Genomic DNA, 15,220 nt, shown 5'->3' on the forward strand with positions numbered 1-15,220 from the left:
ATCATTTCCCGCATCTTTTCGGTATTTGTCGCGTAACAGATTTTGTTTCAGTATTTTGCGTCATTTTTCATAGTACAGGATAACTCTTTAAGAATTAATTTTGTAACCAAAAAAGAGTTATTTATGAGAAGCACTTTCAAAATCGCGTTCTACGTGAACAAAAGTAAGGAAAAAAACGGGCTTGTCCCCGTTTTAGGGAGAATAACCATCAACGGCAGTATCGCCCAGTTCAGTTGCAAACAGAGTATTGCCCATGAATTATGGGATGCCAAATCCAATCGAGCGACAGGACGGAGTGACCGGGCGTTAAAGGTAAACCGGACACTCGACAACATCCGGGCACAGATTACCAAACATTACCAACGAATATCGGACAGGGAAGCGTATGTCAATGCCGAAATGGTACGCAATGCGTGGCAGGGCATCGGTATGGAATGTGATACCCTGCTCGGCGCATTCGACAGGCATAACGCCGGGTTTGAGAAACGGGCGGGAAAAGACCGTTCACAAAGCACACTCTATAAATACCTGAGCGTTCGCAGGCATCTGGCCGATTTTATCAAATCGGAGTATAACAGGAGCGATCTGCACCTGAAAGAAATTACCGAAGACTTTATCCGCGACTTCGGCATTTACCTGCATATCACATTGGGGTTGTCTTCTTCAACGGTATGGCTGTACAGCATTCCTTTGAGGATGATAGTAACCAAAGCCCACAACAGCGGGATAATCTCTACCAATCCGTTCGCGCACTATCATCTTCGCCAGGAGAGTAAGGAACGTGGGTATCTTACGGAGGACGAACTCAAGCTGATGATCGACCATAAATTCGATAACCGGACTTTGGAAATCGTCCGCGACCTGTTCGTTTTCGCTGCGTTTACGGGGCTATGCTACATCGATATTAAGAACCTTACTGAAAAAGAGATTATCGCCTGTCCTGACGGCTCAAAGTGGATTGCTACCCACAGAGAGAAGACGGGCACTCCGGTAAACGTGAAGTTGTTGGATATCCCAATACGGATTATTGAGAAATATGAATCGGTACGCAATGGCGGACACCTGTTCCCCGTACCCAAGAATAGCGACTGTAATCGCCGCCTTAAAATTATTGCAAAACACTGTGGTATAGCTAAATACATTACCTTTCATCAAAGCCGGCACTCGTTCGCGACCCTTGCCCTGACCAAAGGAGTACCTATCGAGAGCGTAAGCCGTATGTTGGGGCATACGGATATTACCACGACACAGATATATGCAAAGATTACAAATGAGAAGATTGGGCGGGATATGGATATGTTTTCCGAAAAGCTGGATAAACTCAACGGGTTAGAGTCAGTATAACCGTTCCGGTGAAAGGAAAACGACATCGGCTTGACGGCATGCAAGATTTAAAATTTGCAAGCAAGTTGTCAAGTTTGAAAATTACCAAACAGACGAAATGACAACAGCTGGAGATTCTTGATAGCATTTGATCGTAGCTACCCAATGTGCTATTGATTATAGCCGTAGCTTATTAGGGCATTTTCTTAACGCTCCGATAAATCTACACTAAAAATGCCCCAATAAGCCGATGGGTTTCACCCCTCTGGACACCCCGAAGCGGTCTGACGACCGCAGTAAGAAAACGGAAACACAACCAAAGTTTTCCGCTATAATGAACATCAAAAGATGTAAAGTATTAACTCCAAATCAAATTAAAATCATGGGATTTGTCGTATTACATATACAAAAGCCGAAAGGAAACGATGCTAGAACTACCGCACATATAGAGCGGACAGTAGACCCCGCAAATGCCGACCAATCGCGTACTTATCTCAATGAAAACCTTATTCCATACCCCAATGGAGTCAAGGACAGGACAAACGCCATACAGCATCGGATAGAGACCGCGGGGATAAAGCGAAAGATAAGTCACAATCAAGTGAGGGCGTTGCAAATTATGCTGTCGGGGACACCCGAAGATATGCACCGCATACAGGCAGAGGGCAAGCTGGATGAGTGGAGCAATGATAATATAAAGTGGTTGCAAGATACATTCGGAAAAGAGAATGTTGTTTCTGCCGTTTTGCATCTGGATGAGAAAACACCCCATATCCACGCTACAGTAGTTCCAATTGTTACCGGTGAAAGAAGAAAAGCCAAAGAGAAAAACAAACAGGAGAACCAGCAGGGCAAGAAAAGGTATCGTAAGAAAGATACAAATAGCTCCCGACTATGTGCCGATGATATAATGACAAAGGATAATCTGAAACTGTTTCAGGACACATACGCTGAATCAATGGCGAAATATGGGCTACAACGAGGAATAGATGGATCGGAAGCAAGGCATATATCTACCCCGCAGTATTATAGAGATTTGTATGCCAAGAACCAAGACCTGAAAGAAGATATTGGGTATCTCGAAGAACAGAAGCAGGAAGTTTACGACAAGGTACGGGATATGTACGACCGTAAGGATGAAGCACGGGAGAAGTTTCTCAATCTGCATGAATATACGCAGCAGAAAGAGGCGGAAATATCAGAAGCCGAGACCCGATTGGAGCGACTCAGGCAAGAGTACAAACCATATAAGGCACAGGATGATATAAATCTGTTGTTTGAAGTGCTCCCGACCCTGAGCGAACGCTTGCGAATAGCACAGCTATGTAAAGATATAGGATTGGCAGTAGATACTATTAAACAGCTTTTCAAGGCCGAATCGGTATCAGTTAATGGAATACTCCATTCGCCCGAACATAATCAAGATTTCAACGTGCAGGATGCCAAATTGCAGATATTTAAAGAGCGGGATGATTCGGACAAGCTACTTTTGAAACTCAATGGACAAAATATCATCGACTGGTTCAAGCAGAAGTATCAGGAAGTGAAGCAGACTGTACGAACTTATGTCAAACCACCTGAAAATAAAAGAAAAGGATTTAGACAATAGTCATAGCTGGTAATCAAATATTTGCTAAATTTGCCCGAATAATGAAATTAAGATAATTATATGAATGAATTGGAATCACTAAAAGGAATTTTCAAAGATAGAATATTTAAAATACCAGATTATCAACGTGGTTATGCTTGGACTACTAGACAATTAAAAGATTTCTGGGAGGATCTTGTTAATTTACCTTCTGATAGATTTCATTACACAGGACTTCTTTCATTAAAAAAAGTGGATAGAAACATATGGACCAACTGGAATGACGAAGGTTGGCTTATAGAAGATAGGGCTTTTAAACCGTTCCATGTTGTGGATGGGCAACAACGTCTAACTACATTTGTGATTTTCATTCAGACTGTTTCAGAATTATTGAAATCTCTTCCAGAGAATATAGATAAAGCAGACGATAGCATTTATCTTGGCTCATTCAGTTTAAAAGCTATTAAAGATGAATATCTAGTTGTTGAACGACCACCTCAGTTCATTATTAGAACCTATAAATTTGGCTACGAAACAGATAATCCTAGTTTTAAATATCTCCGTCATAAGATTTTTTTAGAACCAAATAGTGGGACGATACAGGAAACATTTTATACCCTTAATCTTGAAAATTCAAAACATTTTTTCAAAGAGAATTTACAAAACTATTATGATAAATATGGCTTATCTGAAATAGAAGTGTTGTTCAAGAAGGCAACACAAAACTTGATGTTTAATGTGTATGAGATCAGTGATGATTTTGATGTATTCGTGGCTTTTGAGACAATGAATAATAGAGGAAAAAAATTATCAAACTTAGAACTACTCAAGAATAGGTTGATTTACCTGACTACCTTATACGATGAAAAAGAGTTAAAAAAAGATGAAAGAATTTCTTTAAGAGAAAAAATTAATGATGCTTGGAAAGAAGTATATTATCAATTAGGAAGAAATAAGCGAAATCCGTTAAATGATGATGATTTTTTAGTTGCTCATTGGATTATGTATTTCCAATATACAAGAGAAAAGGGAGATGATTATATACGATTTTTGTTGGAACAAAAATTTACTCCACAAAACATTTATGAAAAGGCAGAAGTAAAAATTAGCTCTTTACAAAATTTCGAAGAAATTAAAGAAAATCAAGAAGAGGATCAAGAAGAGGTTGATATTAATGATTATGAAACAGAAGAGGAGACTGTCTTTCGTTCCAAGTTGTCGCCGAAAGAAATTGAAGATTACGTTAATAGCCTAAAATCCGCTGCAGTTCATTGGTACAACACTCACAATCCTGTTAATAATCCAGATCTAACAAAAGAGGAAAGTTTATGGATAGACCGTTTAAATAGAATTGGTATTATATACTTTCGCCCGCTTGTAACGTCATCATTTTTAAATGAGAATATTAACTCGACAGATCGAGTTCACCTTTTTAAAGCAATCGAACGATTTGTTTTTATTGTATTCAGGCTTAGCAGAGCATTTTCATCTTATCGAAATAGTGAATTCTACAAGGCTGCAAGACAGTTACGTAATGGAGAGTTATCTATAAATTCTATCATTCAACGTCTAAATGATAGAATGGATTATTTATTCTACAGTCGAGAAGGAGTAGATGAAATATATTTTAACTATTCAAATTTTAGACTATTTATAGAGAAAAAATTCAAGAATAGTACTGGCTTTTATGATTGGAATGGACTTAGATACTTCCTGTATGAATATGAGATGGATAAAGTCCGACAAAGAGGAAGTCAAAAAATTGACTGGAAACTGTTTGTCAAGAGTGAAAAAGATAAAGTATCAATCGAACATATTTATCCACAAACCCCTACACATAAATGCTGGAAAGAGGGCTTTAAAGAATATAAAAAATCACAACGCCCGTATTTTCAAGGCACATTAGGAAATTTACTACCTCTATCTCAGAGTATTAATTCCAGCCTACAAAACGATTGTTTTGAAGAAAAGAAAAAGGCAAAATACAACGATAAAAAAGAGAAAATAAGACAAGGGTATTCAGATGGTTCTCATTCAGAGATTGAAGTTGCTAGTTATCATGAGTGGATTCCCGAAGCTATCTTAGATAGAGGGTACAAGCTATTAGAGTTTATGGAAAGGCGCTGGGAGCTAAAATTCGAAAACGAGTATGCAAAAGCAGAATTGTTATTTCTTGATTTTATGTTTCCAGATGAAGAAGAGGATAATCAAACAGGGGAATAATTATGAGAGATAGTCATTTTACCTCATTAAATCCTAAATATGAATTGTTTGAGAAATTAAAAAGGAGTAATCCATCTTGGTGGCAATTTGTAAAAGAGAATATTAAGCCAGGAGGCTTTTATGTAGATATTCGCAAAGACAACTCGCTGAATGTCTATTACAATGGCGGTTCTTTACTTAAAATCATTTTGACGCAAGGTGAGATTAAAGGTAAAATACACGAATATTATTTGGGTAAAACAGGCTCAAAATACGTTAATTATGAGTTGAATAGTTTACCCGAAGACGCAAATACGATAAAGGAAAGAATCGCATCGCGTTATAGTGATACATCCGAAAACGGTATTAAAGCGAGGCTTATATGTGCTTCTGGAGAAAATTATATAGATTCTGAATTTGCTTATCCGGAAGCTATTGGCAAGAAAAAAGATAAAAATGGGAAAGAGGTAACCACCTATCTAACAACCCGTATTGACCTAACCAAGCTGGAAAATGGCAAGATTGTATTTGTCGAATTAAAACGCATAGAGGATGGGAGACTTTTGACTAATGAATATGAGAATGGAGAGCCTGAGATACTCTCCCAAATGAAAGCGTATCATCAATTTATAAATGTCCATAAGCAAGAGATAACCAACTATTATAAAACACTTTTCGTCATAAAGCATGATCTTGGAATATTACCAAAAAGCTTGATTGGAATGGATAACATTGAGGATTATGAGCTTTGTAATAATGTTGAATTGTATATAGAACCTTACTCTTTTCTTACTCCGAAACGAGAAAGAAGAGTCGAAGCAATTAAGACAATTCTCAATAAAAGTAACATCATTCACAATCTATGAAGATTATAATCCACAGAGGTATAAACCAGATTGGGGGTTGCATAACGGAAATAGCAACCAACAAAACTCGGATATTGATTGATTTGGGACAAAATTTGCCAGATGGTGAGGGTATTGTCGATGATAATTTGGCGAGCCGAGAAGCAATAGAGAAAATTACACAAGGTATTGATGCGATTTTCTACACTCATTATCACGGTGACCATTTGGGCTTATTCCACTATGTTCCGTGTAGCACTCCGCAATATATAGGTAAAGTTGCCAAACAGGTTGCACTCTGTAAACATCGACAGCTATCATATATTAAAGGTCGAGAGGAGTTGTCAAAGGTCGAGGTTTCCAAACTTGAAAAGATGGGCGATCTCATGCCTGAACAGATTATAACTGTAGGAGATATAAAAGTAGTCCCTTATTTCGTAAGCCATTCGGCTTATGATGCTTATATGTTTCTTGTTGAAGCTGATGGTAAAAGAGTGTTGCATACAGGGGATTTCAGGGGGCATGGATATCTGAGTAAAGGCTTGTTGCCTACTATAAAGAAACTTATTTTACCACAGGGAAGCATTGATTTTCTTATTACTGAAGGAACTATGCTGTCAAGGTTTGGCGAAAGAGTGATGAGTGAAAATGAGTTGCAAAGAGAAGCTGGGGAAATAATGAAACGTTACAAGAATGTATTTGTAATGTGCTCCTCCACAGATATGGAGCGACTAGCTTCATTCTATGCAGCAAATAAATATCTAAGATACAGACCGCTTGTATGCGACCGTTTCCAGAAGAATATATTTGAGATATTTACTAAATCGGCGGGTAATCGTACTTCGTTGTTTCGTTTTGATAGTGTCTATGATTTTAATCCAACGAACACCAAATTACTCAATTGGATGGAAGACAAAGGTTTTTGTATGTTTGTTAGGGCAACCGACAAATTTAAGGATTATTATCAGGAACTTATATCTCGATTAGCCCCGAATGATACGGTACTGATATACTCTATGTGGAAAGAGTATATAAATGATAGAGGGAAGCATGCCATACCGCGATATATCGACTTTGTTTCTATGTTTCCTCATGTAGAGAAGTTGCATACAAGTGGACATGCCTCTACCGAATCCCTAGCAGAAGTGTGCAGCCTTGTAAATCCAACTCTTGGTATAATTCCAATTCATAGTGAATATTCCGCAAGCTATTCTGATTTGCCAATTGAAGAACATTTACGGCAGAGAATTATGACAAGCTCATGTAATATAGCCAATGTTAGTGTTAAAATAAATCAAAAGAGCAACAGCTAAAATGAGAAATTTAAAAATCACAAGGAGCGTTTCCCGTGAGAATGAATGTTCTCAGGAGTCCATTCCTCAATTTGAATCAACCGATGAGGGGTTGGAATACATTGAGAGTAAATTTGAGAAAAGAACAGGCTTGAAGGAAGGAGCAAAAGTGCATTATATTGGTATAAATGATGCCCAGATAAAACGTTGGAATAATAGTTATTCCGATCCACGTAGTATTTTGAATACTAATACTGTTTACGAAATAGAATATTTAGAAATACATCGTTCTTTCACAATTGTCAAATTAGTGGGATTCCGAGAAGAAAAGTTTATTGGAGGGATATTTGAAGCTGTGGATAAAACCGAACCGAGAAATAGCTTGAAGAAAGGGGATACTGTTCGCTATATTGGTATAAATGAGCAATATATAATACAGCATAGTGTATTTTGTTCTAATCCTAATAATATATTGAACTATGAAGATATTTATGAAGTAATAAGTTTCGAAAGACATCCCGCCTATATAGGTCTTAAGGTTGTAACCTTAATTGGATTTGAAGAATATTTATTTAATCGTATGTTATTTGAAAAAGTGATAACAACCAAATAATTCCTATTTATCTGAACACAAAGATATATTCCAAGAATAAAACGTCAAGGCTAAAATGAATTTTATCGAAAATCTTCCTTTCTCGTACCTCGAAAGAGTATTTCCGACAAAAGCCTTGTCTCTTTTATTCTTTCCATAAGAGGAGTGTTTATCAGATAAAAAAGGAAAAATATATACTTGAAGTTTGAAGGAAGTAGTGTACCTTTGTAGAAGAAGTTATCCGAGCTCCTTGAAATGCGAAGCAAATCACAGAAACCGGACGGTTGCCAAATCATTTCCTATATTTGTTCGCTGAGCAACATAAAATGCTTTCTTTCAGCAGATAATCGTTGCGATTATTCTTTTTGAGGTAAAGCAAGACCTTTAATTTTTCTTGTTTCATAACACTTATAATTTTGTGGGCTTTGCCGGAAGGCAAAGTTACCGATTATACAAGTGCTCTTTGTTATGCAAAATGCTGTGAATCAGAACAAACGAATCCGAACGGTATTTCTCCGGTCTGCACAAGTTACCTGTTTTGATTCGGTAACTATCGTGGTAACGGATTGGTAACTGAAATACTGCCGTATTTAGCAATATCCTGCTTTTTAACAAAACAGCAAATCAGAGCATTTCAATTAATTATAAACGAGTTACGTTTTATTCGCTGTGTTTCGCTGTTACCTGTTTCTGCTGTTATTACTCATTGCTCACGTCATACCTGCGCCACTCTTATGTTAACCAAAGGAGTCTCTATCGAAAGTGTTTCGAGAATATTAGGACATACCGATATAAAAACAACGCAGATTTATGCAAAAATACTAAATGAGAAGGTCGATAAAGAGTTTGCAGCAGTCAAAGACCAGTTGAATAATATGAAAACCTGTTACAAGTTATCATCGAGAATATAAACGTACTGTTTGCTGATAAATTCAGCATAAGAGATATCCGTTTTTCAAGGAATATCTCTTATGTTTTAATTTAAAAGTTGCAACAGCATCAATAATAAGGGTGCTGGGCAGGTTGGTACGCCTGATTTTGTAACCGTAATTTCCTAGAGCAGAATTAAACCTTATATCTACTATTCAGTCCGGAATGCAATCCTTTTCCCGAAGAGTAAAACTCTTTCTTAATGTCTGTTATTTTATAATTATCTTTAGATATATTATTCAATCACCCCTTTTTAAGTAAGCATGCGCCACAGGAGTATCCTCCGCCAAAAACGGAAATACAGATTAAGTCTCCGGTTTTAAATCGATCATAATTTTGGCCTAATACCAACAATGTACTGGCAGAGCCGGTATTACCTAACTCTTGCATGTTTGACAATGATTTACCCTTCGGTATATTCAACTGTTTGATCACATTATCCAGAATCCTAGTATTGGCTTGATGCCCGATAAAATATGTCAGGTCGGATATAGTATAGCCATTCTTATATGTGATTTCTTCTACGCTTTTAGCCATGTATTTACATGCCTGCAAGAAAACGTCCCGTCCTATAGGCATTTGTAATTTACCTTTCTTTAAGTTTAAGGTGATAGCCTGTGTCCCCATTCCGATATGTCCCAAGCCTTGTGAGGTTACATCCAGTACTTGTAATTCTTCATCAGAAAATTTATCGTTTGAGAAAAAATAAGCAACAGCTCCGTCTCCCCACAAATGTCCCGATACTTTATCAGAATCATCCGAATAAGAAGAATTCCTCTCCGCACAAACGAGTAATGCTTTTGAAACTTTTCCTGATATAAAAAAGGATTGAATTATTTCTATGGCATTTACGGCTGATGAGCAGGCAGATGAAATATAGAATACCTTAGCCCGGCTTATGTTATAGATCCTTTGTATAATATGTCCGGTTGTGACTATCGTGTCAGCTGGGGTGTAGGAGGCAAAAACAACCAGATCTACATCTTCAATAGGATAAGGCAACCTAGGCAATGCATGCTTTACGGCTGTAAAGCACATAAATTCCGATGTTTCTTTTTCAGACGCCCTTGCCCGGGTACGTATGCCTGTACGCTGGCGAATCCACTCATCGGTAAGCCCATTGGTTTGTGTGAAATGGTCATTATTAACCCTTTTTGTCGGAATATAGTATCCTACAGCATTTATATACATATTCGTTTGTTTTATAGACTGTTTTTATTTTTGTTTCTCTTGTTGTCTAACTTCGTGACGCATAAATAAAAATATTTTCTAGAATAACTATTATAAGACTATCTCAGAAAAAAGCATGAAGCTGCATGGTATCCACAGCCGTGAGTATATTTCTGCTATGTTTCGTATGTCTTGTTTGTTTACTTTTAAGCGTCTGAAACTTCTGTGCCGGGAAATAATATTACATTTACTAAATTTCATACGGTTCGATCTATAAGCAAAAACTGATACTTTCCCGCTTTTTCTCTATACAATATTACCTGGAGAATAGTCTTTATGAAAAACATTATTATTGTGTAAATCGGCAGTAAATTGAATGAAATCTATTATCAGTCTGCCATCTATGATTTCTGAACCATAGCCCAATATATTTCAGATACTCATGTATAGAAATATGATAGGACTCTTCAAAAGAATAACCTTTATATATTCCAATATAAACAATCGGATCCGGCATTCTAATACCACTTGTTTTTAGATATATAGCATGATTGTAAGATCGTTTGACCTTCGAATCACGTAAGTAACAATAGGGGAATTTATTAATAAAGGAGCTTTAAAACTCTTTATATTTATTTCAAGGTCTTTGTAATTGCACCTCTTTATTATGTTTCTATCCTCATAAAGTATTTCTCCGGATTCTTTTAAAATACCGGGTATTGATAATGCAAATTCATCCAATATTTTATATCCCAGATTGATCTGAATATTTGTTTTGTCGGTATAGGGAACTGTACTATTAGCGACAGGTATGGAATCGCCATGCAGTTCCCCTTCCCGACAGGTATGATATGAAAAAAGTTAGCGGCCTGTTACTTGCAGATATTCAATCCGTTTCTTTTGATAATCAGCATACGATTCCACATATTTATCCCTGTATTGTTGCAATAATGTCTGGGCATCCAGCACATCGGTTAATGTAACCGTACCCACTTTATAATAGTTATTGTTCAAGCGCAAGTTTTCGGTAGATTGCTCAACTCCATCTTTTGCCAACAAAATTTGTTTATAGGCATTATCCAGTTCATTTTTTACATTCTGCATCTGTAACAACAATTGTTCTTCAGTGTCTATCTTGTTATTCAAAGCGATTTGCTCCTCTATTTTTTGCCGTTTTATAGCATGCGCACCTCCCCACCATCCGGATAAAGGAATACTTACCGAGGCAAAGACTATGCTGTTATCGCGCCACTTATCGACGACATTTTCTCCATAATAAGAGGCTCCGATTGCAACCGTAGGTAAATAGTCACCTCTTTTCATTTTTGTTTGTAATTTGGACGCTTCTATATTTTTGCCAAGCAATTTGCTTTCCGCCCTGTCCGGTAAAGCTGTTTTATGATCTACATAATAATTTACAGGAGATTCCACATGATCTATATCCGGTATAGCAATATCAAACCTTTCTGCTTCTGCCAGATCTATCCCCATCTGTTGGCATAGCGACATTTTGACAAGTTTTATTCCGTTCTCCAAATTGATACGCATACTTTTTACCTCATTTTTCTTCAATTTCACTTTCAAGACATCGTTATGTGTTATAAGACCTGTTTTATAAGACAGTTCCACATCTTTCAGTAAAGTGTCAAGTTGTGTATCTATAATATCCAGAGTATGTTCTTTCTCGTGTAAAGACAGTAGCTGCCAATAAAGTCTTTCGGTATTTAGTAAGACCTCATTTTCTGAAAGCTTAGCCTGAAAACGGCTGACCTCTGTACCTAAATCAGCCAATTTATTCCCGGTTACGATCTTTCCTCCGGCAAAAACTGGCTGCGTAACTGTTATCCCTGTCTGAAATCCCTTGTCAAGCAATCCTAACGACATTCCGGCAAGATTCATCGCAACTAACGGATCTTTGGGTAGTATCCCCGTTCCTGATGCACTAACAGAAGGAAAATAGTTCGTAAAGGCCTCCTTTTTTAACTGTTGAGAAGCTTTTATCTCAAGCTGGCTATTTTTCAACTTGCGATTATTTTCTATAGCAATCCTCTTACAATCTTCTAATCCGTACTGATTCTGAGCCTTTATTTGTAAAGGACAGGAAAAGAGGATAAGGCCTAGCATTGCTTGTATATAATATATTTTCATAATTTTTCTATTTCCGGGTTAAGTTTATTATCAGCACTTCTGTAACTATACCAATATATCAATGGCAACATGGTCAGGATAAAAATCATTGAGATCATTGTTCCGAAGCAAATAACCGTGCCCATCGGACACCAAAGAGGGCTTTTGCTGATAATCATGGGGATAACCCCCATCGATGCAGCAGCAGAAGTTAAAAAGATTGGACGCATCCGCCGTTTTCCAGCTTCTATACAGGCATCTAAGACTGAATGTCCTTCTTTATGCCTTAGTTCTTCGATGTAGTCGTACATAATAATACCGTTACGGACAATTATTCCGATCAGGCTGATAACTCCAAGCACGGCTGTCACACTGAAATCCAGCCCTAGAATTTTCAGCCCCAGTGTAGCTCCGAATATACTGAGTAGGGTAGAACCTAATATCAGTACAGCTAATTTTATCTTTCTGAAATGGAATACCAGTATAAAGAAAATAATAAAGATTGAGCCTAATAATCCTTTTGCAATTTTTGGGATAGTCTCGTCATTGAAATCTTTCACACCTCCGTATGATATACTGATATTGTCTGACAGTGATTTGTCCGCTTGCATATTATTGACCACTTCCTCAACCCTTGATTGGACTTTACTGACTTTTTCTCCCCGTCTAAGATCCACATAAACCGACAATGTCCTGATTCCGTTACGATGAGCTATCTGTCCTTCGTTCCAGTCAGTGGAGACATTCGCTATCTGCCTCAAAGGTACTGCCGGAGAAACAAGTCCCGATACATATTCGTTGGCTACATCTTCGGCGACAGGATCTTTCTTTTCCCATGCCGACTTCAGTACTACCGGTACAGAATAATCCCCTTCCCAAACGGTTGTAATGGGCATTCCACCGAAACGGGAAACCAGCCCAAGTCCCAGCATTGTTTCATTGACTCCTAATCGATTTGATTCAACCGGATCAAGCGTGATATTAATCCCCGGCAACATTTCTTCAAAATTGGTATATACACGCAAAGGTTCGTCCATCTTCTTCAGTTCTATCATCAGGCTGTCTGCGAAGTGTTTCAGATCACGAATGCTATCACCCGATATCCGGATCTCAATGTCTGCATCGACTCCTAACTGGTAGTCCAATTGTTTGAATTTGACAAAGGCATTGGGATAATGATAAGCATATTTCGAAGCATATTCGTCCAATATATCTTCGGTATCGCTATTAGACCCCGTATTTACAATGAACTGGGCAAAATTAGTTCCTCCCAGTTTTGGGGCGTATACCGTATGAAAGCGAGGGGAACTCATTCCCATAAATGTAGTTACTGATAGTACCCGTTCATCTTTTTGGAGTATCGTTTCCATATCTTTGGCTACCGTTTCGGTCTGTTCCAGAGAACTGCCTTGAGGCAGATATATCTCTACTGCAAATTGGTTCCGCTCGGCCACAGGCATCAGCTTTAAAGGTAAGGTAAGTGCGAATACGACACCTCCGACAATGGAAGCAATTCCTATACAGAGAGTCAATTTAGGATATTTGAATACTTTCTCGATTAACCGGTTATAGCCGGATTGTATTTTGCCAAGCAACGATTTTTTATGCGGTTTATCCGGATTTTTAGTCGTATCCCCTTTTAATCCTTTTTTGATAAAAAAATAGAGAAGGTAGGGGATTAACATAATAGCAATACCAAGGGACACACTCAAAGTCACAAGTACCGTCCATGGGAAAGTGACGACAAAATCATATATCTGTCCGCTGAATGTCACCAGGAACGGAAAAAAAGTGATACTGATAGCCAGTGTTGCAGAAAAGATTGCTTTAGCATATTCTTTGGCACTGGATATGGCTGCTTCCCAACGGGAAATGCCATGATCCAGTTTTTCAAGGTAACTGTCGACAATTACAATCGAATTATCGACAATCATGCCTAAGACGACGACCAGAGCTGCCAGAGTGACGGTGTTCAATTCAATACCGAAGGCGAACATTAAGCCTATAGAGATAAAAATAGTTATTGGAATGGATGATGCGGCAACTCCGGCTACCCGTAACGGAAGAAGAGTCATTGTAACCAGAATAACGGCAATAATGGCAATTAATAATTCTTTTAGGAATGTATTTGTCGAAGCATCCACCACTTGTGGCTGATCCGCAATTCGGTTAATATGGATGTCATCAGGGATCGTTTTCTCGAAGCCTGCTATAACAGCATCCACATCTTTACCGTATTGGACAATATTGTACCCGTTGCGCATTTCTGCCGACAAGATCAGACAGTTTTTACCATTATTGGTCGTATAGCTTTCCGGTGACGGATATTCCCTGACCACCCGTGCCACGTCCTTTAAACGAATATGGTTGCCTTGTACGTCGGAATAAACGATCTGTTCTTCAAGGTCGGTTTCTGACTGGTAAGGACGGGTTATATGAATTGGTATCACCATTTCATCATTGTCCACTTTACCGGAAGCCGTGATGAATCCCTTGGTCAATAATGTTTGATACAAATTTAGTATATTAATTCCGTAGCTGGCTACTTTCTCTTTTTCGATATAGATACTTATCTGTTCTTTCTGCACCCCGTAACGCCGTAAATTGGATACTGATTCCACAGAGCGTAATTTATCCTCGAGGCTTTCCATATAAACCTGTAGTTGCCTGTGATTTTTTGTGTCGGATTCCATTGTTATTAACAAGGCAGAGGTATCGCCGAAATCATCATTTGCAATTAGCGCCATGACTCCTCCAGGTAATTGCATTTTAAATAATGATAAGCCATGTTTTATTTTAGACCAGACCTCGTCCTTATTATTGACATTGTCATTAAGTTCTACGAATACATAGGCTATCCCGTCTTTGGAATAAGAATAAGTCTTTGATTTTTTTACTTCTTTGAATGTAAACAGATAACGTTCCAATGGCTTGGTCAGTTGCTGCTCTACTTCTGCCGATGTTGCACCCGGATATACCCCGACAACGACTCCCTGACGTATTGTGAATATAGGAAATTCCTGTTTGGGCATTATTTTCAGAGCCACAATACCGAATACGACGAGTATGCTGACGATCAGTATAACGATTTTATTGTATTTCATAGCCCAGGCTATGATTCCTTTTTCTTCTTTCATCATCTTTTTCTCCA

At 38.0% G+C, this 15,220-nt stretch carries 10 protein-coding genes; 7 read left to right on the plus strand and 3 right to left on the minus strand.

Features of this window, described 5'->3' with window-relative positions; genetic code table 11:
- Positions 1-123 precede the first annotated feature (123 nt).
- From PKC55_RS09965 to PKC55_RS18210, 7 genes are all read left to right on the plus strand, one after another.
- On the plus strand, positions 124-1,344 hold the full coding sequence (locus tag PKC55_RS09965; protein ID WP_291124789.1) for a site-specific integrase: 1,221 nt from the start codon (positions 124-126) through the stop codon (positions 1,342-1,344).
- A gap of 361 nt (positions 1,345-1,705) precedes the next feature.
- On the plus strand, positions 1,706-2,932 hold the full coding sequence (gene mobV / locus PKC55_RS09970) for a MobV family relaxase (protein WP_414647283.1): 1,227 nt from the start codon (positions 1,706-1,708) through the stop codon (positions 2,930-2,932).
- A 60-nt stretch (positions 2,933-2,992) separates the two neighbouring features.
- Complete coding sequence (locus PKC55_RS09975; RefSeq protein WP_291124787.1) at positions 2,993-5,134, plus strand: DUF262 domain-containing protein; 2,142 nt, start codon at positions 2,993-2,995, stop codon at positions 5,132-5,134.
- 2 nt (positions 5,135-5,136) lie between these two features.
- Positions 5,137-5,979: a hypothetical protein gene (locus PKC55_RS09980; RefSeq protein ID WP_291124785.1), complete on the plus strand. Its 843-nt coding sequence runs from the start codon at positions 5,137-5,139 to the stop codon at positions 5,977-5,979.
- Complete coding sequence (locus tag PKC55_RS09985; RefSeq protein ID WP_291124783.1) at positions 5,976-7,271, plus strand: MBL fold metallo-hydrolase; 1,296 nt, start codon at positions 5,976-5,978, stop codon at positions 7,269-7,271. The genes PKC55_RS09980 and PKC55_RS09985 overlap by 4 nt, the downstream gene beginning before the upstream one ends.
- A gap of 1 nt (position 7,272) precedes the next feature.
- Positions 7,273-7,863, plus strand: coding sequence for a hypothetical protein (locus PKC55_RS09990; protein WP_291124781.1), 591 nt, complete (start codon positions 7,273-7,275; stop codon positions 7,861-7,863).
- A gap of 713 nt (positions 7,864-8,576) precedes the next feature.
- Complete coding sequence (locus tag PKC55_RS18210; RefSeq protein WP_414647280.1) at positions 8,577-8,753, plus strand: site-specific integrase; 177 nt, start codon at positions 8,577-8,579, stop codon at positions 8,751-8,753.
- A gap of 262 nt (positions 8,754-9,015) precedes the next feature.
- Here PKC55_RS18210 and PKC55_RS10000 read toward each other — a convergent pair whose 3' ends face one another.
- The 3 genes from PKC55_RS10000 to PKC55_RS10010 form a co-directional block, all read right to left on the minus strand.
- On the minus strand, positions 9,016-9,963 hold the full coding sequence (locus PKC55_RS10000) for a 3-oxoacyl-ACP synthase III family protein (protein ID WP_291124777.1): 948 nt from the start codon (positions 9,961-9,963) through the stop codon (positions 9,016-9,018).
- A gap of 840 nt (positions 9,964-10,803) precedes the next feature.
- The gene (locus PKC55_RS10005) at positions 10,804-12,090 is read right to left on the minus strand and encodes a TolC family protein (RefSeq protein WP_291124775.1); all 1,287 of its coding nucleotides are present in this window, start codon (positions 12,088-12,090) and stop codon (positions 10,804-10,806) included.
- Positions 12,087-15,206, minus strand: a complete 3,120-nt coding sequence (locus PKC55_RS10010; protein WP_291124890.1) for an efflux RND transporter permease subunit — start codon at positions 15,204-15,206, stop codon at positions 12,087-12,089. The genes PKC55_RS10005 and PKC55_RS10010 overlap by 4 nt, the downstream gene beginning before the upstream one ends.
- Positions 15,207-15,220: the final 14 nt, after the last annotated feature.

Source organism: Dysgonomonas sp. (assembly GCF_035323175.1).
In the GTDB taxonomy this organism is placed as follows: domain Bacteria; phylum Bacteroidota; class Bacteroidia; order Bacteroidales; family Dysgonomonadaceae; genus Dysgonomonas.